General features: G+C 42.7%; 15 protein-coding genes. 3 read left to right on the top strand and 12 right to left on the bottom strand.

Going from position 1 to position 22,084, the window contains the following annotated elements; translation table 11 throughout:
* Positions 1-162: 162 nt before the first annotated feature.
* Positions 163-4,185, top strand: coding sequence for a CBM96 family carbohydrate-binding protein (locus ACT3CD_RS01465; RefSeq protein ID WP_444642236.1), 4,023 nt, complete (start codon positions 163-165; stop codon positions 4,183-4,185).
* A 311-nt stretch (positions 4,186-4,496) separates the two neighbouring features.
* Here the strand turns inward: ACT3CD_RS01465 and ACT3CD_RS01470 are convergent, their stop codons facing one another.
* The 5 genes from ACT3CD_RS01470 to ACT3CD_RS01490 form a co-directional block, all read right to left on the bottom strand.
* A complete protein-coding gene (locus ACT3CD_RS01470; RefSeq protein WP_444642238.1) occupies positions 4,497-5,594 on the bottom strand; it encodes an endonuclease/exonuclease/phosphatase family protein in 1,098 nt (365 codons plus the stop codon).
* A gap of 80 nt (positions 5,595-5,674) precedes the next feature.
* The gene (locus ACT3CD_RS01475; RefSeq protein ID WP_444642240.1) at positions 5,675-6,565 is read right to left on the bottom strand and encodes a rhomboid family intramembrane serine protease; all 891 of its coding nucleotides are present in this window, start codon (positions 6,563-6,565) and stop codon (positions 5,675-5,677) included.
* An 8-nt stretch (positions 6,566-6,573) separates the two neighbouring features.
* Positions 6,574-7,419: a rhomboid family intramembrane serine protease gene (locus tag ACT3CD_RS01480; RefSeq protein ID WP_444642242.1), complete on the bottom strand. Its 846-nt coding sequence runs from the start codon at positions 7,417-7,419 to the stop codon at positions 6,574-6,576.
* A gap of 160 nt (positions 7,420-7,579) precedes the next feature.
* Positions 7,580-9,436, bottom strand: a complete 1,857-nt coding sequence (gene mutL / locus ACT3CD_RS01485) for a DNA mismatch repair endonuclease MutL (RefSeq protein WP_444642244.1) — start codon at positions 9,434-9,436, stop codon at positions 7,580-7,582.
* 55 nt (positions 9,437-9,491) lie between these two features.
* Positions 9,492-9,824 carry a hypothetical protein gene (locus ACT3CD_RS01490; RefSeq protein ID WP_444642246.1) on the bottom strand — a complete coding sequence of 111 codons (333 nt, stop codon included), beginning with the start codon at positions 9,822-9,824 and terminating at the stop codon, positions 9,492-9,494.
* Positions 9,825-10,117: 293 nt separating this feature from the next.
* Between ACT3CD_RS01490 and ACT3CD_RS01495 the strand changes: the two genes are divergently transcribed.
* Together ACT3CD_RS01495 and ACT3CD_RS01500 are read left to right on the top strand one after the other, a co-directional pair.
* Positions 10,118-11,656, top strand: a complete 1,539-nt coding sequence (locus tag ACT3CD_RS01495) for a YifB family Mg chelatase-like AAA ATPase (RefSeq protein WP_444642248.1) — start codon at positions 10,118-10,120, stop codon at positions 11,654-11,656.
* Positions 11,657-12,026: 370 nt separating this feature from the next.
* The gene (locus tag ACT3CD_RS01500) at positions 12,027-12,770 is read left to right on the top strand and encodes an inorganic pyrophosphatase (RefSeq protein WP_444642250.1); all 744 of its coding nucleotides are present in this window, start codon (positions 12,027-12,029) and stop codon (positions 12,768-12,770) included.
* A gap of 94 nt (positions 12,771-12,864) precedes the next feature.
* Here ACT3CD_RS01500 and ACT3CD_RS01505 read toward each other — a convergent pair whose 3' ends face one another.
* From ACT3CD_RS01505 to ACT3CD_RS01535, 7 genes are all read right to left on the bottom strand, one after another.
* Positions 12,865-14,175, bottom strand: a complete 1,311-nt coding sequence (locus tag ACT3CD_RS01505) for a DUF3570 domain-containing protein (protein WP_444642252.1) — start codon at positions 14,173-14,175, stop codon at positions 12,865-12,867.
* Positions 14,176-14,297: 122 nt separating this feature from the next.
* Positions 14,298-14,510 carry a DUF4266 domain-containing protein gene (locus tag ACT3CD_RS01510; RefSeq protein ID WP_444642254.1) on the bottom strand — a complete coding sequence of 71 codons (213 nt, stop codon included), beginning with the start codon at positions 14,508-14,510 and terminating at the stop codon, positions 14,298-14,300.
* Positions 14,507-15,487 carry an FAD:protein FMN transferase gene (locus ACT3CD_RS01515; protein ID WP_444642256.1) on the bottom strand — a complete coding sequence of 327 codons (981 nt, stop codon included), beginning with the start codon at positions 15,485-15,487 and terminating at the stop codon, positions 14,507-14,509. Before ACT3CD_RS01515 ends, ACT3CD_RS01510 begins: the two co-directional genes overlap by 4 nt.
* Before the next feature lie 96 nt (positions 15,488-15,583).
* Positions 15,584-16,024: a thioredoxin family protein gene (locus ACT3CD_RS01520; RefSeq protein ID WP_444642257.1), complete on the bottom strand. Its 441-nt coding sequence runs from the start codon at positions 16,022-16,024 to the stop codon at positions 15,584-15,586.
* Between the two features lie 647 nt (positions 16,025-16,671).
* Positions 16,672-19,779, bottom strand: a complete 3,108-nt coding sequence (locus ACT3CD_RS01525) for an ATP-binding cassette domain-containing protein (RefSeq protein ID WP_444642259.1) — start codon at positions 19,777-19,779, stop codon at positions 16,672-16,674.
* A gap of 171 nt (positions 19,780-19,950) precedes the next feature.
* Entirely contained in the window at positions 19,951-21,168 is a 1,218-nt protein-coding gene (gene uxuA / locus ACT3CD_RS01530; protein WP_444642261.1) for a mannonate dehydratase, read from the bottom strand.
* 16 nt (positions 21,169-21,184) lie between these two features.
* Positions 21,185-21,997, bottom strand: coding sequence for an SDR family oxidoreductase (locus ACT3CD_RS01535; RefSeq protein WP_444642263.1), 813 nt, complete (start codon positions 21,995-21,997; stop codon positions 21,185-21,187).
* Between the last annotated feature and the right edge of the window lie 87 nt (positions 21,998-22,084).

The following is a 22,084-nucleotide window of genomic DNA, read 5'->3' on the forward strand; positions in this document are numbered from 1 at the left end:
TAAACCAGGTGTTTGAAATATAAAGTTCAAATATTCGGTTTGCAAAGTTCTGAAGTGTGAGTTTGCTATTATAAAAGACCTTTTTGAAAGCCCGGGTGACGAAAAAAAGGCGTTCCTTGCTGACCCGGGCAGAGATAATTTTAAATCTAATTTTGACATATTATGTTATCGAAATTTCTTTTGTTAGTTGCATTTTTATATAGCACCCTGATTTGTTTCGGTCAGACCAGTCCAAATATTCTGGTCATCATTACGGATCAACACTCCGGGGCTATATTGAATCAAAAGGGGTATGACAATGTACAAACACCCGGTATTGATAAAATTGCAGAGCAAGGTGTTACATTTACTCGCAGCTATTGCACTTATCCCGTTTGTACTGCATCGCGAAAGTCTCTTATGACCGGGATGATGCCGAGCCTGGCCACTCCAACCAATTATACTTCTATTGCAACTAAACTGGCTGATGCGGGGTACGAAACGGCTTATTTTGGAAAATGGCATGTGGGCTCAACGGATATCGGTGAAGTTAGCGATTGGCACGGATTTCAGACGTTTAATGATGGTAATGACGACACTGAGATATCTGAATGGAGCCGGGATTTTCTTAAGCAGGATCATTCTAAACCTTTTTTCCTTATCACCTCTTTTCTGAATCCTCATGATTGTTGTGAATTGGCCAGAAATATTTCCGGTGAATCTGATTCTTATCATGATGGTGCGGTTGAAGAGCAAATGGATACTGCCTATTGTCCGCCAATACCTTTTAATTTTGCGATTCCTGAAAATGAGGCAGAAGGAATATCTGCCCGAAGGAACCAGGATCCGGGTGATAAATATTGGGATACTAATCCGTATAAACTATGGACTGAATCCCAATGGCGACAATATATGTACGGTTACGATCGCTTACTTGAAAAAGTTGATGCGCATGTGGAATCGGTTTATGATGAAATGAAAGACCAGGGGTTGTTAGATAATACCATCATTATTTATACTTCCGATCATGGCGATGGTCATGCTTCTCATCAATGGACTCAAAAAAAGAGCTTTTATGAAGAAGTGGTCAATATTCCTTTTATTGTTTCCTGGAAAGGAAAAACCAAAGCAGGAGTTATCGATAATAAAACATTGGTGTCTAATGGACTGGATTTGTATCCAACCATTTTGAAAATGGCAGGAATAGAGATTCCGGACTATTTGCAGGGAGAAGATCTCAGCGCAAGCTTTTTAGAAGATGCTGGTGACGAATCGCCTCTTGAGAGAGAGTATGTCGTTTCTGAAATTAAACAATCGGTTTATAAAAGTAATACGCCGGGTGATTTTGATGGACGAATGCTTGTGACGCAAAGATTTAAATATTTTTTATTCGATAATGGAGCCAATAAGGAACAGTTATTCGACCTGGAAAACGATCCGGGAGAGCTTTCCCCGGTTACTTATGATCCGGCCTATCATGACGATCTTATTGCCTGCCGCAATATGCTTAAAGAATGGGTGGCCAATAACAATGATGATTTTGATGTGGATGCGGCTCTGTTTTCCATCAAATATAATGCGAAGCGGCTGAATAACAGTGTGCCGATTATCACACAGGAAATGTTTACAGAAGCCGGTGCTGAAGAGGAAGGTGAAGATATTAACGGGCCGAGTGTAATTCGTATTCCTGATTGGATTGCGCCGGAGAACCGTGCCGACCCGGAGGCTGTTTACTATTGTTATTTTGCGCATCACAAAGGGGGGTATATCAGAATGGCCTGGGCCGCCGAAATCGAAGGACCATGGCATTTGTACCAGGTCGGTGCAGATATTCCTGTTGGCGATCGTGGTGTGCTGGATTTGGGCGATGACGTTATTAACCTTGATAATGGGATCGTTATTCCCAATAACCATCTTGCATCCCCGGACGTTCAGATAGATGATGAAAATCAAAGAATCGTAATGTATTTTCACAGCGGTTCATCGACTTATGTAAATGGCGAGAAAGTGAAAGATCAGTTGACTTATGTTTCTTACTCACCATATGGTCTTGATTTTTATGAAAATATACAACCCGTATTTTTGGGCGATTCATATTTCCGTGTGTTTAAATACAAGGATGATTTGTATGCTTTTTCCAATGGTGGAAGTATTTACAAAGCTCTGGATGCAGATGATCCATGGACGCCTCCTACAGGCTTTGATTTCACAACTAAACTTTGGGAAAAAAGTTCCTTCAATCCTTTTCAATCTGATATTACGGATATCGATGGAATTTCATCTTCCGAACTGCGGGTGCGGCATACGGCCATTAGATTAGTGGGCGATGAATTACAGGTCTTTTATAGCCGAAGAGGCGATCTGTTGGAAAATATCCAGATGTCAACAATCGATTTAAGTGCCGGCGATTGGAAACAGTGGGATGCCACCTATCCCCCCTATCAAATTTTACAATCATCACCCGGTTGGGAGGGTGGAGATCTGACTCCGGCTCCCTCTGAATCAGCCAGTGCTCCCGAAGATGTGAACCAGTTGCGCGATCCTTATGTGTTTGAAGATGTGGATGGTTCTCTCTATTTGTTTTATGCCGGTCGTGGTGAAGATGCAATAGGCCTGGCTCAACTTTATGAGGCACATGCGGACGTGAGCGCGACTAATCCCAGGCAAGATGCTTATGTTGAGGATGGGGGGGCTTCAGATACGAATTTCGGGACAACCTCTGTTCTTAAAGTTACCCAGGGAACCGGGTCTGACCTTCTTAATAAAATTTATGTGGAATTTGATCTAAGTCAGATTGACGAAGCCGACCGGGCTTTTGTCAGACTTTATGCTGAGTCTGAAATTGCCTGCTCTGTAACTGCTTATGAAACTTCAGATGACTCCTGGATTGAAGATGAAATTACATGGAATAATGCCCCTGAAATAGGGGTTGCCATAGCTACAACCCAAATTGGCGCCGAAAAAGGATACTATGAATGGGATGTGAGCAATTATGTTAAGGAAAATGTGGGGGGAAGTGTAACCATTGCTTTCCTGGATGCCTCTGCAAGTGATAACACGGTACGATTTAGCAGTCGTGAAGGTGAAAATAGCCCTGAACTGAGAATCTTTAATTATAGCTCAGAATATAAAATGCCACCTGCAGCTCCTGCTCCGCTTTCCGTCAGTGCAGTCTCTCCTTCCGGAATTAATCTTGTTTGGACCGATAACTCAATTAATGAAGATGGTTTTATAATAGAGCGCAAAACAGGCGATGGCGATTTCATGGAAGTAGCTACCATGGGGGTTAATATTACTTCCTATAGCGAGACAGACCTGGAGAGTTCTACCAATTATACATATAGAGTCTCTGCCTTTAATGACCAGGGACTATCGGAATACTCAAATGAAGCTTCGGCAAAAACGTTTTCAACTAATTTTGTCTCTTTTTCATATAATGTTCTCGAGGATGCTTTTGTCAGAGGGGGCGAATCCGCCAATAGTAATTTTGGAACAGAATCAGATCTTATCGTCAAAACAGGTAATAAAGAGAATTTCTTTCGTAAGACATTGCTCAAATTTGATTTGAGCAATGAAAATATTACAGTTGACAATTTGAGGAGTGCTGTTATCAGACTTTATGCAAATAAGGCCGAAGATTGTACTATTACTGCCTCGGAAGTGGATGACAACTGGACGGAGACTTCTGTTACCTGGTCAAGTGCTCCTGTCTCGGTAAATTATATTTCAACCGCCCAAATTTCTGCAAAAGGCACCTATTATGAGTGGAATATTACGCCGTATCTAAAAAATCAGATTTCGGAGGATGGAATTGTTTCTGTCTGTCTTGAGGAGCTGGAAGGTGTGGGGGCAGATGTTTTTTTCAATAGTAAAGAGGCGGCTGGTAATAGGCCTGAATTAGTAATTAGCGTAGATGAGAGCCCCCTAAGTACGAACGATCGGCTTGATAATGGATGTTTAATCAGTCTGTATCCAAATCCTGTTTCTACTGTTTTAAATGTTAATGCTGGGGATTGTACCATAAACAGAATTGTTATTTATAACCTGACTGGTCAAATCGTATTAAGTGAGAAAGTGGTGTCAAATCCTTTCCGGATTGATGTTGGTTATCTTAATGAAGGCATTTACTTACTCAAAGCGATAGGTGATTCAGAAGCTTATACCTTCAAATTAAATGTGAATAGTAGCGAAATATGCTTAAAATAGGATGATTTTTTAAAATAGTGTTTGCCCGAAAGCTCCGGTGGTAGCTTATAAAACTTTATTTTTGAGGCTTCAATATCTGCGTAAGCCTGAGTCCCCTGTCGTAATAACCATTTTGCGAGCAATCGCAACAAAAAAATGGTGTGTACTTGCCGATACTATCTGATACACGATTTGGAATTTTATAATTCGCCCAATTCGTGCCTGTCCATTACTTTAGTGTTTAAAATATAAAGTTCAAATTAGTTCTCAAAATGTGAGTTTGCTGTTGTAAACAACCATTTTGAGAGCAAGTGTTGATAGACATTCATCAATTATTTCCCGACATCAATGGTTGTGACAACCGGATAATGATCTGAGTAGTCCATGCGTAGTCGTTTGTACCCCGCAGATGTGAATGCCTGTGAGTGGAATATGTAGTCAATGCGGAAGTTGGGAAGCTGTCCGTTATAAGTACCGCTAAAGCCAAATCCCGATTCACGGAAGGCATCTTTTAGGTTGCCCTTCATTTTACGGTAAGTATATGACACCGGTGTGTCATTAAAATCGCCACATACAATGACCGGGTAGGGCGAATTCATTACCTGACGGGACAATGCTTCGGCTTGTTTGCTGCGCATCAGAAAGGCTCTGTTTAGCTTGCTGAATATGTTTTTTAACCCTTGTTTCTGCGAATGGGTCATGCGGAAGTCGAGACTGTCTAACACCTGTAGCTCGTGTGCGTTAAAGCCTATCGATTCCAGATGATTATTGAAAAGGCGGATTGTTTTGCCGCCGATGTTCAGATCTGCGTAGATCGACAGGTTGTTGCTGTTTTCAAATCGTATTACACCGCTGTTATTTATGGGATATTTGGAAAAAATGGCCAGTCCGTATCCGGTATTGCCTTTATGGGTTTTTAAATACTCCACGTGCTTGTATTTGTATCCGCGGAAGCGGGCTGCAATGGCATTGGGGGTGTATTCTTTTTTTCGTAATGTGGTGTAGTATTCCTGAAAACAGAGAATATCGGCATTTTCGTTTAATAACGCTTTAAAAATGACTTCGGGTGTGCCTGTCAGACCTGAATTTTTGTAGAAGTCGAACAACCGGGTATTGTAGGTCAGTATTTTTACCGGTTGCGCCATGAGTTCGGGTGACGCAGCCGTCCCTTTTATCTGAAATACGTTTTGCCAGCTGTTCCAGGTGATCACAAGGGCCAGAATAGGCAGTATAAAATGCCATTTTTTGCGCGCTATCAGCCAAAAAGCCATTGCTAAGTTAAAGAGCCAGAGAAGCGGAAATGCGAAGCCCGGGAAAGCGAAGATGTTAATATTTGCCGGGTTAACATACGATGTTCCCATTGCGCCGATTAATAGAATGGCCGGTATTACAACCAATAAAAGCTGGACTGAAGAAAAGAATTTTTTCAAGGAATGAGTCATTTGTTTGATGGCGACAAAATTATTGGTTTTGTACCAGTGTGTCAATAGCAATTTATTGGCAACCTGAATTAACGATCTTTGCTGGCATCAAAAAGCATCTTTTTCTCTGTTTGTGTGAGACTATCGTAGCCGCTGTTTTTTATCTTTTCAAGGATGCGGTCGATCTCTTTTTGACGTTGTACTTTAAGCGTGTTATACTCCATATCGGTTAACGGGCGTTTGTGCGATACCGTGAGGTTTGTTTTTTTGGATGGCCAGTTAAAAAAAGCTGAACCGCCGATCGTTGGCTTTGTCGCCGGAAGACCTTTGGAAGCCCAGCGCCATCCCAGGTAAAGCCCCATCAGCGCGCCTCCGATATGCGATAAGTGGCCTCCGGTATTACTCATGTTAGGGATACTGACGATGTCGATAACAAAAGCTATTAATGCCACATATTTTAAACGCACTTCGCCAAAAAACATAAGGTTTACGGGGTGGTTGGGCTGATAGGCGGACACGGCGAATAGAATGGCCATAACGGCTGCTGAAGCGCCCAGAAGCGTTGATGAAGCTGAAAATTGCCAGAATCCCGGTATCAGATTAAAGGCCAGAATATAGAATGCTGCTCCTGCCAGACCGCCATATAGGTAGGTACGTAACAGCAAACGGCTGTTAATGACGTGGGTAAATAGCTTTCCAAACCAATATAAATACAGGATGTTAAAGATCAGATGAATGAAGTCGTAATGCAGAAACATATAGGTGACCGCACTCCATGGGTGTGTCAGTAATGAAACTGGCGCCGATGGCACTGATAAAAACAGTATCAGAGGCTGTATGAAATCGCCATTGCCTGTTGCCAGAACCATAAGGAGCTGGATGAGTCGCAAAACCAAAAATACGCCTATGTTGATGTATATTAGTCTTGTTAATACCGAGCCGTAGCGGAACGATTCTTTTATTTCTCTGTATATCGACATAGCTTTAGTTAATAGTTAATGCCTTTCCGTTGCCAGTATTTGATGAGTATAAAACCAAATAACATACCTCCCAGATGCGCGAAGTGCGCCACATTATCGCCCGAGAAATTATGGATACCCAAAAATAATTCGGCCACACCGTACATCATTACAAAATATTTGGCTTTGAGCGGAATGGGTGGAAATAACAACATTAGTCGCAAGTTGGGGAATAGCATGCCAAAGGCCAGCAGAATACCAAATACGGCCCCCGATGCCCCTATTGTTACATGGGCATTAAGGAAGTCGGCACGGTAACCAAACAGATATTCGCGTGCTAAACCGGCTGCCATGTCCGGATCTGTGTTTGCTAATTTATTGTAAGCTGCCACAAACGCATCGAAATTTTCTTTCATTGCGTACGTGCTTATTTTCAGGTTGTTGTTGATGAATAGCTCCAGGTTTTCGTGCGTCGAGTTATTCATGTAATGGGTGATGGCTTTGAGCATTGGCATAACATCAATGTATTGCGTCATGAGGTGAACCAATGCGGCGCCTATACCTGTTACCAGGTAATAAAACAGAAAACGTTTTGGACCCCAAACGGATTCCAGCATGCGTCCAAACATAAACAACGCGAACATGTTGAAAAAGACGTGTGAAGGATCGGGGTAGGCATGTACAAACATGTAGGTGATCAGCTGCCAGCTCCTGAATTTGTCGGCCATAGGCAAATGTAAACCCAGATACTCCTCTATGTTGATACCCATGGAGCTGTGCAGCACTATGCTTGCCAGATAAACCAGAACGTTTATTATGAGGAGGTTTTTGACCACCGGTGGCATCCCTCCAAAAGGTGAATTTCCAATACGCATATAATTTCTTTTAAAGCAGGATTACCTATTTGGTGAAAGCCTGACTGTTTTGATCTTTTTATTTCTATTCTGCAATAAGAAGCCCTGACAACCCGAAAGTGAATTTCAGTGTTACGTTGTTGGTCTGAGAATGGAATAGCATTTTATCGTAAACAATAATTTAGCGGAAACGTTTTTCCAGTTCTTCATTGTCAATGATTGAAATAATGGTTTGTCCCCCTGGTGTGTAATGAGCCATTTGACAGGAAAATAAATTTCCTACCAACAGGGCCATCTCTTCCTGGGTAAGTGTTTCACCATATTTCATACAGGCATTGCGTGCCATGATGGCAGCCAACTGCTGTCGTACTTCTTCACCCGGATTTACTTCTCCGGTTTTATAGGCTTCTAACAGGTTCTCCAAAAGTTGTGCCGTATTCACATTTTCAAATTCAGAAGGAATCCCTTTCACTGTAAAAGTGTTATTCTCCTCCTTAATATCGAAGCCAAAAATGGCCAAATCGTTTTTTATGTCTTTTAACAAGGCTGTCTCTTCGGCGTTGAAACTTAATGGTTCTCCAAATAAGAGTTGTTGAGTGGTGCTTTTGCGAGTTTGTATTTTGTTGAGAAAACGCTCGTAAAGGACCCGTTCGTGTGCGCGGCGTTGGTCAATAATCATCAACCCCGATTTTACCGGCGTGAGGATATAGCGACTTTTAACCTGGAAATAAGCCGCCGAAATTTCGGGTGCCTCATTGAGTGAGGTATTATTTTGCGGCATGTCAATGTTATTGCTGCGCGATGGCAGGACAATGGTTTCGGGTGCCTCAAAATCATCGGGCTCGCTGCCGGCTTCTGATTCGAAACCATTGTACAGCGATTCCCAATTGCGTGGTGCGGACTGGCGGTTGTGCGTTACGTTATTGCCCGTGTTGAAGGGGTTGTAATCCGGGTTAAAATGAACTTCCGGGATTTTGACCTCCGCATTGGGATTGAGCGTTGGAATGTTGACTTGTCCTTCGGTGTCGAAATCGATGGATGGTACGATGTTAAATTTTCCCAAACTTTCGCGTATGGAGGCGTTGAGTACTTTCCATATCAGTTTTTCGTCGCTGAATTTTATCTCTGTTTTGGTTGGGTGAATGTTGACATCAATATATTCAGGGTCAATGTCAAAAAAGATGAAATAGGTGGGGATGGCATCCGGCGAAATAAGGTTTTCATAGGCATTCACAATGGCCTTGTGCAGGTAGGGGTGCCGCATAAAGCGATTGTTGACGAAGAAATACTGATCGCCGCTGGTTTTACGGGCGCTTTCAGGTTTTCCGGTGAACCCTGTGATGTTAACCACTGTCGCATCACTATCTATCGGTATGAGCTGTGTATTAATCGATTTATTCATCATGCCGGAGATGCGCTGACGCAGATTGGCTGCCGGCAGGTTCATCAGCAGCAGATTGTTGTGCGTAAGTTTAAAACTTACACGTGTGTTGGCCAGTGCCACGCGTTGCACTTCGGTAATGATATGCCGGAGTTCGGTGGTGTCCGACTTCAGAAATTTACGACGGGCCGGGATGTTGTAAAAGAGGTTGCGGATGATGAAGTTACTGCCTTTGGGGCAGCTTACCGGTTCTTGTTTCTCAATTTTTGAGGCCGCTATTTCTATGTGAACGCCCAGCTCGGACTCTTCGCGTCGTGTTATCAGTTCTACCTGTGCCACCGCGGCTATTGAAGCCAGTGCTTCACCCCTGAAACCCATTGTGCGAATGGAAAACAGATCGGTAGCCTGCCGTATTTTTGAGGTGGCATGACGCTCAAAAGCCATACGGGCATCTGTCTCTGACATGCCTGTGCCATTATCAATTACCTGAATCAACGTGCGTCCGGCATCTTTTATTACTATTTCTATTTCTGTGGCTCCGGCATCAATGGCGTTTTCTGCTAATTCTTTAATGGCCGAAGCAGGACGTTGTATCACCTCCCCGGCGGCTATTTGGTTGGCCACCGAATCGGGTAATAGTTGGATTATATCTGCCATCTGTTTTCCTGCACTTTTTTTGGTGTGGTTGATGTTATGTTGCCCTTTTTTTGTGTTATAGAAATTTGCTGTACCAGTCGTATCCGGCATTTAACAAATAATAAAACAGGGCCATGAGAATGATCAGAATCACTACAAGACGTAAATTTGAGGTGCGGCGTTCTTGTTGTCCGGCGTCGTAGCGGGTCCTTATCTTTGGCCGCATCTGTCCTTTTATGCGGCTCTTGAAGGTCGATTTATCCTCTTCGGTGTCGGCCGAGGGTGAAAGCCCCAACTCTTTCCTGATGCGCCGTTCTCTCTCAATGCGTTCTTCCCTGGCCTCATCATAATATATTGGCTGAAGGTTAAACTTGCGGTTTGAGGGGGTTTTTATGAATGAAAATTTCATAGTTGCTTTTTTTTTAAGCTGTTAACCGTAGTTAAAAGTTCTTTTTAATACAATGTATATAGTGTGCCAAATTGTTTTAACTTTTCTATAGGGGCCCCTGAATATGTTTTCTCGTCACAAAAATACAAAATTGTATTGGTCTTTGCAGATTTCTTCTTTTGCTGTAGTAGGCTTGTCGCATAAATGGATCAATGTCTTTTTATCATCCACCGGGTTTTAAATTTTTGCATTGTCAGGGTTAAGTTTTTGTTTTTTATTACCTTGTATGGGTTAAACCTTAAACTTATTAACTCATGCTTGTAAAAACATTTGGTGCGGCTGTTACTGGTATCGATGCTATTACTATCACGATTGAAGTGGATATATCGCGTGGTATTCGCTTCTTTTTGGTCGGGCTGCCTGATAATGCGGTTAAAGAGAGTCAGCAGCGAATTGAATCGGCTTTTAGGGTCTACCATTACAAATGGCCGGGTAAACAGATTGTTATTAATATGGCTCCTGCCGATACCAGGAAGGAAGGCTCGGCGTATGATTTGCCCCTTGCTATTGGTGTTTTGGCCGGTGATGAGTTGGTGTCGGATACCATGATTGGTGACTACATTATGATGGGTGAGTTATCTCTGGATGGTAGTCTGAAACCTGTGAAAGGCGCATTGTCGATGGCTGTTTGTGCTTTACAGGAAGGCTTCAAAGGCGTTATTTTACCCGTATCCAATGCCCGTGAAGCGGCTGTGGTTGAAGGTCTGGAAGTTTATGGGGCTTCTAATATCGGCGAAGTCATTGATTTTTTAAATGGCAAAGGGGGGTTGCAACCCACGGTGGTCGATACCAGAGCTGAGTTTATGAAAGGGTTATCCGGGAGTGATCTTGATTTCTCGGATGTGAAAGGGCAGGAGAGCGTGAAACGGGCAATGGAGGTGGCTGCTGCCGGAGGACATAATATTATCATGATTGGTCCCCCCGGATCCGGAAAGTCTATGCTCGCCAAACGTTTGCCGTCTATTTTGCCGCCGTTGCAATTATCTGAGGCGCTTGAAACCACTAAAATTCATTCCGTGGCCGGAAAACTGGCAGGTCATACTGCGCTTATTACTCAGCGTCCTTTTCGCAGCCCGCATCATACCATTTCTGATGTTGCTTTGGTAGGGGGTGGAACCTATCCACAGCCGGGCGAAATATCACTGGCTCACAATGGTGTGCTGTTTCTGGATGAGTTACCCGAATTTAAACGGGCTGTGCTCGAAGTGTTGCGTCAGCCCCTCGAAGATCGACAGATTTCTATCTCCAGGGCGCGTTTTGCATTGGATTATCCGGCCAGTTTTATGTTGGTGGCCAGTATGAATCCTTGCCCTTGCGGGTATTACAATCATCCTGAAAAGAAGTGCGTTTGTAGTCCCGGCGTGGTGCAGAAATATTTAAGTCGTATTTCGGGTCCGTTGCTCGATCGCATCGACATACATATTGAAGTGGTACCTGTTCCGTTTAACAAATTGTCGGAGGCGCCTGTTGCCGAAAAAAGCAGCGCCGTACGTGAGCGTGTCATCAGGGCCCGCGAGAGGCAGCAGAAACGCTATGCCAAATATCAGAATGTTTATTGTAATGCGCAGATGAGCAGTAAGATGCTCCGCAGCTATGCCATGCCCGACGAGGCTGGTAGCCTGATTTTGAAAAATGCCATGGAGAAGCTTGATTTGTCGGCCCGCGCGTACGACCGCATTCTAAAGGTGTCGCGTACCATTGCCGATTTGGAAGGCGCTGATACCATACAGGCGCACCATGTGGCCGAAGCCGTTCAGTATCGAAGCCTCGACCGTTCAGGCTGGGCCGGTTGATTAGAGTCTGACCATATGAAACGAGCCATGGGAATTGATTCACACACAGAAGTATGATTATCCGGCGAGTTCCATATGACCACTGAAAGATAAATTATAAACATATGAAACGAACATGAATTTTAGCATTCTAAAATACACACAGGAGAATGATTAAAATTCATCGAGAGTTCCATATGGCAACTGAAAAACAAATTATAAACATATGAAATATAAAAAGAGTTTGGGTGATAATTCTTCCCAACTGGTTGATGGCAGTTGTTTTTATTTTTGGTGACTGATTAAATAAATATCTGTTTTGTTTGATCAAATTTATTTTTGTTTTAAAGTTATAAAAGCCGTTATTTTGTAACCTATTTTAAGCAGTTCTATGATAAAAAAAGAAGAAAAAAAAATTTCAGAAGAACCTTTAGAAGAAAAAACACATTTGGAAAAAGATATGACTGCAAACAGTTTAATGGATCCTATTGGCAGGTTAATGGGGCTTAGGTATAAATCACATCCCTGGCATGGTATTGATATTGGGGCTAAAGCGCCCGACGTGGTAACTTGCTTTATTGAAGTGGTGCCTACCGATACAATAAAATATGAAATTGATAAAGTAAGTGGTTATTTGCGTATTGACCGTCCTCAAAAATACTCAAATGTGGTACCAACTCTTTACGGGTTTATTCCGCAAACCTATTGTGGCGATAAAGTGGGGAAATACTGCGCCGATAAAACCACGAAAACGAATATTAAAGGCGATGGCGACCCGCTCGATATTTGTGTGCTCACCGAGAAAGATGTGATGCATGGCGACCTGATAGCCGAAGTTATTCCAATAGGCGGCTTCCGGATGATCGACGGCAACCAGGCCGACGATAAGATCATTTCGGTGCTTAAAGGGGATGTTGTATATGGCGGTTTTACCGATGTCAGCGATTTGCCCGAGTTGGTGCTGGAGCGTCTAAAACACTATTTCTTAACGTACAAGGACATGCCGGGCAAGACGCGGGAATCGGAAATTACCCATGTTTATAATGCCGCGGAAGCACGTGAGGTTATAAAATTATCGATGGTTGACTATGAGGCGCGTTTTGAAAAATTACGCAATGCCTTATCGTCGTATTGATTTTAATGAAACGCCCGAATGGGGGCTGTAATCCGAAAATAAGTCTGTGGTATTGATAGTTATTGGTGTGAACAAGTTTTAATGCCATGGCTTATTAGTACATGATGAATTTCCCGCCTATCGAAATAATATTTGCTTTAAAGCCTGTATTTCTGCTATAGTTATTGAATAACAGGTCGATGCTTTTTAAGCCTAATTTCCAGATGTGTCTTTCTGTGAAGATGTCTGTATAGCTCACCCCAACGCCAAACTGATTGGCATTGAATTTGGATAAATCGTAGTCGGACGTATAGAAGGCCTGTGTGGAGACGTGTTGCTCATACGGTGCAAAATAATTGGCGCCCGATTGGTTATAGAACCGGTACGATGGGTATATCGTGAATTTATCCGTTATTTTGATGGGAAGCTCTATGTTTGCTGTATTTGATTGAATGCCCCAATCATCCGTATAGAATCGGTAATATCCCCTTACCACAATAATTTGATTAATATAGTAGTGTAAACGACCGCCAATGGCATACTTAAGCCTTGAATCCGGTAGCCGTTCAATGTCATCTGCCAGTTGAAAATTTTCGATGTACGAGTTTTCTACGTCTTGAAAATAGACTCTTTGAAACGGTGTTGATAATAAACCTTTTTGTTGGATAAAATCGAGCGCTACTGAGACTTGTAATTTTTTTGATAGTATCTGAGAAAATGAAATTCCCAATGCATAGGAGTTTCGACCTTTGTTGTCAAAAGGCTCGAATGATGGACTATAATTGGCATTACCCGTTATGGTGTATGCGTTAATGTTAAAAGGATGCTTATTGCTGCCGCCATCCAGCTCAACCGGGTATATGGGATGCCATGTGTCGAGATACATATTTGCATGTATCCCCAATTCCGTATTCTTTTCATTGAATAGTTTGGCATAGCTGCCTCCAAAACCAAATGAGGAATAGTCGAATTCGTTGGAGGCGGATAGTTTGGTTGACCAAATTTGGTTTCTGTCATCAGAACTATGACTGTACGAAATGGTTGCATTGCTCCACAAATCGCTTGATGATGCGCCCGAAGAGGCCTGATAAGGGTCGGCTGGTTTATCTCCGTCAAAAGGATTAATATTGCTGGAGGAGGCTGAGCTATAGGCCGAAATGCTGCCGTCGATGGTTAATATATCGTCATCATTTAAAGGAATAGATATCACAATTGACCCGGCACCATCGATTAACTCCTCTGTGCCGATACCGCCTCCAACAGCCGAATTATCGCCGTCCTGTGAATAATAGCTGTCGATAAAATCGACTTCAACCGTTTCAAGTACACGTTTTTTATAAACGTTTGCTTCATCGGGAATCTGCTCCTGCGTGTATCCAACGGTTGCAAGTAACATTAAAATGACTGTTCCTATCGTTTTTTTCATCCTGATTATTTCTTAATTTATAGACATTTCAGGCAAATCACCATGATGATGCGTCTGTGTGAAATCTCCTCTTATGACTCGTTTTATAGCTTAACAGCGGTTTTTTGTAATTGACAATTGGTTTAATTACAGCCACAACCGCCGCCCGTTTTTCCTTCATCGGCACCTACGGCAGCTTCCCGGTATGAATGAAAGGTTGACACATTGCGTTCTGTAGTTCTGTTTGATAACGCCATGTCTGGATCGTTTATATAGATTTTCTCATATTCTTTTAATGTCGCACACGAAGTAAAAAGAACTAAGGTGATTGCCAAAAGACCAGCTTTTTTTATCATAATTTATTGATTTTAATATTGTTGGATGTGAATATAGCCCCCTCGTCATCTATTATTACGCATTCAACTTTGGGTAATTGGTTAATTCTGTTTAAACCCACCTCTTTGCCCATCACGAACACGGATGTTGCCAATGCGTCGGCCAATTCGGCTTTTGGTGCGAAAACAGTGACACTTATGATACCTCTTGACGGATAACCTGTTCGGGGATCAATAATATGTGAGTAGCGTTTATTGTTAAATCGTACATATTTTTCATAATTGCCTGAAGTTACTACAGCTCCATTGCTTATTGGGAGTGTTGCAAAAACATGGTTTTTATTCAGCGGGTTTACTATGGCCACAGTCCATTTTTCTCCATTTGGTTGATTTCCCCAGGTTTTTATATCACCCGACGCATTTATGATACCCGATGTGACACCGGCATCCACTAAAATTGATGCCGCTTTATCAGCCGCATAGCCTTTGCCAATTGCCCCGAAACCAATTTTCATCCCTTTTAATTTCAGAAATACAGTATTGCTTTCTTTGTTTAAAATGATGTTGGTATAGCCAACTTTAGCAACGGAGGTCTTAATCTCTTCATCGGTTGGCATGGACGTCATGGTGCCATCAAATCGCCATAGCTGACTCATACCGGCAAAACTAATGTCAAAAGCCCCATCTGTAAGATGTGATATAGCCAGAGACCGCTCTATCAGCTGAAATAATTCGGCACTTACTTTTACCGGTTTAATACCGGCATTGCTGTTGATTTCTGATGTTTGTGAATTCTCATCCCACGATGATATGAGCTTTTCAATTCGTAAAATTTCATCCACAGCCATGTTAATATATTGCCCGGCCTCCATTGAATCTTTGGCTGAAACGGTAATCTCAAAACGGCTTCCCATCAATAGCAGCGTTTGTTTAAATGGCTGTGCGGCACATGAATGATGAATTAAAAGGACCAAAGCAATTTTGATAATGAGCTTCATCTGTTTGTTTTTTGTTCTTGACGGCTACCTGATGTTTTTACGAAAGACGCATCTCCGTATGTGAGCGTTTTTTATTATGATGATTGCATGTCTGTGCTATAAATAAAAGGATTCCAGTATTTTAATGTAGTCTTTGGGCGATGTTTTTTTATAACCTGTGGCACCCAGTACCGTCCCGTTCTTGTCGAGGACCAACACATATGGGAAGTAACCGCTTTTGTTATACATTTCAGCCAATTGGTTGTTTTGGGCCTGTTGTTTTTCATTCAACATATTTTCTTTTTTTCGTGGAAATTCAGCCTTGAGCATCACAAAATGGTCTTTGGCATAATCAATAAATTCGTTGGTGCTCCATATTTCTTTGTTTAGTTTTATGCATGCTGCGCACCAATCCGAACCCTGAAATACCAATATGATTGGTTTGTTATCTTTTGCGGCCATCGCCTTTGCCTGTTCAAAATCTGTTTGCCATACCTGGGCGTTACCATAGCCTGTTGCAAATAGAAATAGAAGTAAACCAATAGTGCTTGTTTTCATATGTTTATAATTTGTTTTTTAAGGTCATATGGAACTCGCCAGGATAATCATTCACCTGTGTGAGAGATCCCTCTCATGGCTCGTTTCATTTTTATATTTTTTTGAAAATAGATGTTCTCTTTTATGTTTGTTCTAATGCCAGCAGAGACCATTATGTCTTGTTGATTTCAGAAATGTTATAATACAAATCAAGCTTAGTTTAAAAACCACGTGTACTTTCAGGAAAAATCACGTGTGATTTTAAAAAAAACACGTGTGTTTTTTTTAAAATGACGTGTGTTTTTTCAAAAAAGACGTGTGTTTTTTTTGAAACCATGCGTATGTTTTTGTTATCAATCACTGATATTGCTCTGAGCCTTTGTTTTTCGGGCTTTTGGCGTGCATTAAGTTTTGTTGTAAATGGTTTTTAAATTTTAATCGGTTTGCCGGATCGTTTAGCCCATAACATTGAAACTGTTCGGAAGATGGTGCAGCATGCCATTTATTTTTGATGCTTTTAAATGAGGTATAACGACAATCATGAAACATTGAATTAACAGGCATTTGTCTGGTGCCCTCCATTTGATTATCCTAAACAGCCGACAATACTGAAAAGTTCATTTTCGTATTGCCGGCTGCTGTTATGTAATGGTTATCAGTTAATCACATCAGGTTCCCAACCTTTGCAGTCGCTTGTTCAGTTGTCGTAATCTGAAGGTTTCGAAGTAATGTATGATACGGCGCAACACATCGAGGTAAAGCATTCCGTAAAGTATTGCAATGCCTAACCATATAACAATGACATTAAATACCGGCGTAGAGATGGTAAGCGCGCCCAAACGTTTGGCCGGCGCATAAAAGTGGGCGCGTCCCCACCGGCCGGTAGGTTCCTTAAAAACCGGGTTCTTTTTCTGAATAAATGTGTTGTTCACGACTTCAAATTGGAGCACCTCTTTTCGGGCCAGCAGCCAATCAGCCAATGCATCGTTGTAATATTTCTGTTTGTATTTTACCACTGCATCTACCGATCCTTTTTCCTGAATGAGTGCTTCTGTTTTTTGGTCTTTTAAATGTGAATAATAGCTGTATTGATTGATGAATTTTTGGTGAGCCCGGTTTAGCTGCTCCTTAATTGTTTGGTGTTGCGACGATGTAATATTTTTGTTTGTCGGAAGATTTATTGTGATCAGGTCCGGAACGGCCTGTTGTAGCTGCTGCAGGCCCGATAGTAATAGCTTTGTTTGTGTTTCTGCCTGTGTATTACCTCGCTCCTGCTCCCACAAATAGGCATCGTTGATGCGCATCAGCTCAGGAATCAGGGTGCTGACGTAATACGAACTTTGACTCATGGCCTTTTCTACCTCAAAAAAATGGGATTCGTAGGCGTTGTTTTTAAATTGGTTAACGGTTAGTGCTTCATATCCCCATCGCGTTACCATGACGTCGCCTATGCGCGGAACAAATTCGCTGGAGGTGAGAGTGGGGTGTAATTTGGTGAAATCTACTATAACACCGCTAAATAGCAGGTGCGGCACCAATATCAAGGGTATCAGAACATAAATGGCAACCACCGAATTAAGTCCGCTGCTGATGTTGAGTCCGATCATATTGGAGAAGCAGGCTACCGAGAACAGTATGGCCCAATAGCTAAATGTCAGTCCCTGAATTTCGAGAATGTAATTGCCTATTAACACAAAACTAAGTGTCTGAAAGGCTGATATGATGAACAGGACAAATATTTTGCTGTTTAAGAAACTGAAACGACTTAGGTTTAGAAACGATTCTCGTTTTAGCAGTTTCCGATCTTTTATGATTTCTTCGGCGCTCACATTTAGTCCTATAAACATGGCTACTACCACACTCATAAACAGGTAGGCCGGTATATTGACGTTGCCCGAGAACAGATAGGTGGCATTGCCTGATCCCCCAACTACGAGGTATTTGGTGCAAAAGCCCAGAATCAGTGCTAAAATAGGCGCTTCAAGGATGTTGATGGCCAGGTATTGTTTGTCTTTGAGTTTTGACAATGCATCGCGCATGGCAAAAATGCGAAACTGTTTGCGTCGTCCTGGTATGCTAAACCAGTTTTTGGGTAGCGGCTCTTTTTTCTCAAGGTCAGTACGCTCCTTCCATTCGTATTTTTTTTCGAAATTGTCGAGGTAAAGCTGATACCACTCCTGAGGTTTTACTTTTCGTTTACGGATGAGTTTACCGTAGGGGTTTACCATACGTGCCTCAACGATACGCAGTGGTTGCTCTGTTTTGACGTTGCCGCAGACGTAACACTCTCTTTCTTCCGGGTTAACATAGTTGGCTTCTTTCTTGAAATAGGCAATGGCATCCATTGGGTTGCCGCTGTATATGATGCGACCGCCTTTGTCTATCATTAATAACTTGTCGAGTAATTTGTATAAGTCGGACGATGGTTGATGGATATTGATAATTACCAGTTTCCCTTTTAAAACCTGGCGTTTTAGCAATAACATAACTTTTTCCGAGTCCATACTTGATAAACCCGATGTTGGTTCGTCAACAAACAGTATCGATGGTTCACGTATCAGTTCCAGCGCAATATTTAAACGTTTACGCTGGCCGCCGCTAAGTATTTTGTTGAGGGGGGTTCCCACGACCAAATCGCGGGCTTCTACCAGATCGAAGTCCGAAAGGGCATCTTCAACCTGTTTTTTTATTTCTTCTTTTGTTAAGTTGTTGAAACAGAGCCGGGCGTTGTACCAGAGGTTTTCAAAAACGGTTAGTTCTTCTTTCAACAAGTCATCTTGTGGCACATAACCAATGAGACCATGTAGCTTTTCTTTTCCCTGGTGTAAGTTGTAGCCATTGATAAGTATGCGGCCGGCGTCTAATTTATAGTTACCGTTAAGAACATTCAGCAGGGTTGATTTTCCGGTGCCACTGCCCCCCATAATGCCCACCAGTTGCCCCGAGCGGGCTGTGAAACTGAACGGGTGAATGCCTGTTTGGTTGTTATTGAATTTGTATGAAACGTCAATGGCCCGGTAGATGATACGGCCGGCTTCTTTTTGATGGATGAATTTTTCTGCCACCCGGCTGTAATAGACGGGTGGCATCATTGAGGTCTTGATAACCGAGCCTACGGCCAGCGTATATGCGCGGTTGCGTTCTATTTTGTGCCCGTTGAAATAGAGGTTCCTGTCGCCTGAATATCTGAAAATAAAGGTGTTGGTGCTGGTGATGTGTAGAACCCAGACTTCCACCTGCTGTTTGGGGTTAAAAAGTAATTTGACGTCGGGGTGAGGTTTTTCGTTGCTGCCGCTGATGTATAGAAGAAGATTTTTGTCTTTTACCTGTAGCGGATCATGCAGAATGAATTGCTTCAGGTTGTCATAATCCGATGGTTCTATTCGGAATTGCTCGGCTAACAAATTGAGAAAACGGGTTTCGGCATCGCCTACCTCTTCATCTTTTGTGAGAAAGTCGAGCAGTTGTGCCAGCAGGATGATTTTGGGTTCCTGCTCCATTTCTTCATTTATTTTAGAGGCAATGCGCAGAATTCGTGAGAGGTTTTCGCTGCTCTGTTTTTCTCTAAGGTCCGGGTTATCGTTGAAAACTTCCGAATGGTAACGGTTGAGATAGACATCAAAACGCCCCAGGTATTGATTGACGTATTCGTTGTTGAAGTGCTTCGAAAGAAAATCCTGTACCATGGGACGAGCGCGTCCTGTTTTACTCTCCTTTCCAATGTCAGTTAGCAGGGCAAATAATTGCATTAAGGCTTCCAGCAGGGTTTCACTCATTTTTTGTCCAGGATTTAAGGAATCAGCAATCTATAAATCTGGGTGAAAGATAATAAATTTTCAGTTTGAAAGCGAAGATGGTTTTGCTTTGAAAAATAAAAGGTTGCCTGTCAGTCCGATAAAATGTGCATCGTCTGGCAAACAACCTTGTTTTATGCGAAAAGTTCTGTGTTATTGTTCCCTTTTTAGCATTTGTTCAATGCCCATCTCAAGACCGGTTAGTTCAGCCAGCCCTTTTAACCGGCCAACGAGTGGATAACCGGGGTTGGCCTGTCGGCTGTAATCATCGAGTAGTTTTATGCCATGGTCGGGACGAACCGGCATACGGGTGTCGCTGCGTCCTTCTTTGATGCGTCGCTGCTGTTCTTCCAGCAGAGCTTTCATCACTTCGTACATATCTACTACGCCGTGAATGTGTCCATATTCGTGGAAACATCCGTCGGGAAGTAATTGGTTGTTGCGTAAGTGAAGGAAGTGGATGCGATGACCAAATGAATGAATCATATCTACCAGTTTATCGCTGCTCCGAACCGATAATGAGCCGGTGCAAAAAGTGATGCCATTTGAGATGGAATCCACCTGTTGGGTGATCCATTCAAGATCTTCTTTGGTGCTAACAATACGTGGTAATCCCAATACCGGAAACGGTGGGTCATCGGGATGAATGGCCAGTCGAACGCCATTGGCTTCGGCCACAGGAATCACTTCAGTCAGAAAATCTTTCAGATGCTGGCGCAGACGGTCTCTGTCAATGGCTTTATAGGTGTCGATGAGCTCAAGGAATACTTTTTTGTAATCGGGCGTTGAGCCATCAACGGCCCCGTCAATAAAGCCCTGCGTTACCACAATAATATTGTAGGCCAGTTTTTCGGCTTCGGCAGGCGTCATCGATTTGAATCGTTCCCGCGCCTTCGCAACGATGGCGGCAGGATAATCATCTTCTGCGCCCGGACGCTTTAATACATAAGCATCGAAAGCCACAAAAGTGGGGAAGTCAAAATACATGACTTCTCCGCCCGATGGTAGTTTATAATGCAGGTCGGTACGTACCCAGTCGAGTACCGGCATGAAGTTGTAGCATACCGTATCAATGCCGCACTGACCAAGGTTTGTTAACGACTCCTTATAATTGTTTATCAATCGGGGCCAGTCAGCTGATTTGGTTTTGATACCTTCCGAAACAGGCAGACTCTCAACCACGCTCCAACGCATGCCTTGGGCTTCGATGGCCTTCTTTACTTTCATAATTTCGGCAACCGGCCAGACTTCGCCGTTGGGGATGTGGTGTAACGCCGTAACAACACCTTCAATACCCATCTGTTTCAGATCCGACAAGGTTAGCTCATCTTTTTGAAAGCCAAACCATCGCCATGTTTTTTCAAATGCCATAGATGATTATTAATTGTTATACGCCGCTAAAAGCACTGAATCCACCGTCAACAGGAATAATGGCGCCGGTGATAAAACTGGCTGCATCGCTACATAAGAATTGAACGATACCATTTAATTCGGTGATGTCTCCAAAGCGTTTCATGGGTGTTTTAGCCAAAACTTTTTTGCTTCGTTCGGTATATGATCCATCGGGATTGATGAGTACAGCCCTGTTCTGGTCGCCAATAAAGAAGCCTGGTGCAATGGCGTTAACTCTTACTTTTTCATCAAATTTGGTGGCGAGTTCCATGGCCAGCCATTGTGTGAAAATATTAACACCTGTTTTTGCGACTGAATAACCGGGAACGCGTGTGATGGCATTGTAGGTTGCCATTGATGATATGTTTATGATACTGCCACTGCCCTGCTTGGCCATGGCTTCTCCAAATACGAGCGCTGGATATACCGTCCCGTTCAGGTTCAGGTTGGTGACTTTATTGAAGTCTTCGATCTTCATGTCGAAAACCGTTTGCTCTTCAGTTAAAGTAGCGCCCGGCATATTGCCTCCGGCTGCATTGATGAGAATGTCAATACGACCCCATTTTGACATGATTTCTTTGCGGACGGCTTTTAAACTGTCCATGTCCAGTACATTACATACCAGACCTGTTATTTCTCCGAGCTTTTTAAGATCGCTAATGCGGTTGTCCAACGCTTCCTGACGGATGTCCAGAACAATGACTTTGGCGCCTGCTTTTAACAACGCTTTGGAGATACTACTTCCCAATACGCCCCCGCCACCGGTTACGATGGCTATTTTATTGGCAATACTAAAATTTGATTCCATATTTTTGTTTTTTATTTACGCCTTCGCGCAATGAAAATTAATTTATACAATGTGATTATGTCTCAAAGGCAAATTTAAGGCTTCTGA

Origin of the sequence: Geofilum sp. OHC36d9, from assembly GCF_052400685.1 — a bacterium.
Classification (GTDB): Bacteria; Bacteroidota; Bacteroidia; order Bacteroidales; family Marinilabiliaceae; genus CAZHHH01.

Excerpts from the sequence above, each read along its gene's own strand:
- ACT3CD_RS01475 (WP_444642240.1), bottom strand. The coding sequence starts at position 6,565 with ATGTCGATATACAGAGAAATAAAAGAATCGTTCCGCTACGGCTCGGTA.
- ACT3CD_RS01495 (WP_444642248.1), top strand. The coding sequence starts at position 10,118 with ATGCTTGTAAAAACATTTGGTGCGGCTGTTACTGGTATCGATGCTATT.
- ACT3CD_RS01510 (WP_444642254.1), bottom strand. The coding sequence starts at position 14,510 with ATGATAAAAAAAGCTGGTCTTTTGGCAATCACCTTAGTTCTTTTTACT.
- ACT3CD_RS01500 (WP_444642250.1), top strand. The coding sequence starts at position 12,027 with ATGATAAAAAAAGAAGAAAAAAAAATTTCAGAAGAACCTTTAGAAGAA.
- ACT3CD_RS01480 (WP_444642242.1), bottom strand. The coding sequence starts at position 7,419 with ATGCGTATTGGAAATTCACCTTTTGGAGGGATGCCACCGGTGGTCAAA.
- ACT3CD_RS01515 (WP_444642256.1), bottom strand. The coding sequence starts at position 15,487 with ATGAAGCTCATTATCAAAATTGCTTTGGTCCTTTTAATTCATCATTCA.
- ACT3CD_RS01490 (WP_444642246.1), bottom strand. The coding sequence starts at position 9,824 with ATGAAATTTTCATTCATAAAAACCCCCTCAAACCGCAAGTTTAACCTT.
- mutL (WP_444642244.1), bottom strand. The coding sequence starts at position 9,436 with ATGGCAGATATAATCCAACTATTACCCGATTCGGTGGCCAACCAAATA.
- ACT3CD_RS01535 (WP_444642263.1), bottom strand. The coding sequence starts at position 21,997 with ATGGAATCAAATTTTAGTATTGCCAATAAAATAGCCATCGTAACCGGT.
- ACT3CD_RS01465 (WP_444642236.1), top strand. The coding sequence starts at position 163 with ATGTTATCGAAATTTCTTTTGTTAGTTGCATTTTTATATAGCACCCTG.
- ACT3CD_RS01505 (WP_444642252.1), bottom strand. The coding sequence starts at position 14,175 with ATGAAAAAAACGATAGGAACAGTCATTTTAATGTTACTTGCAACCGTT.
- uxuA (WP_444642261.1), bottom strand. The coding sequence starts at position 21,168 with ATGGCATTTGAAAAAACATGGCGATGGTTTGGCTTTCAAAAAGATGAG.
- ACT3CD_RS01520 (WP_444642257.1), bottom strand. The coding sequence starts at position 16,024 with ATGAAAACAAGCACTATTGGTTTACTTCTATTTCTATTTGCAACAGGC.
- ACT3CD_RS01525 (WP_444642259.1), bottom strand. The coding sequence starts at position 19,779 with ATGAGTGAAACCCTGCTGGAAGCCTTAATGCAATTATTTGCCCTGCTA.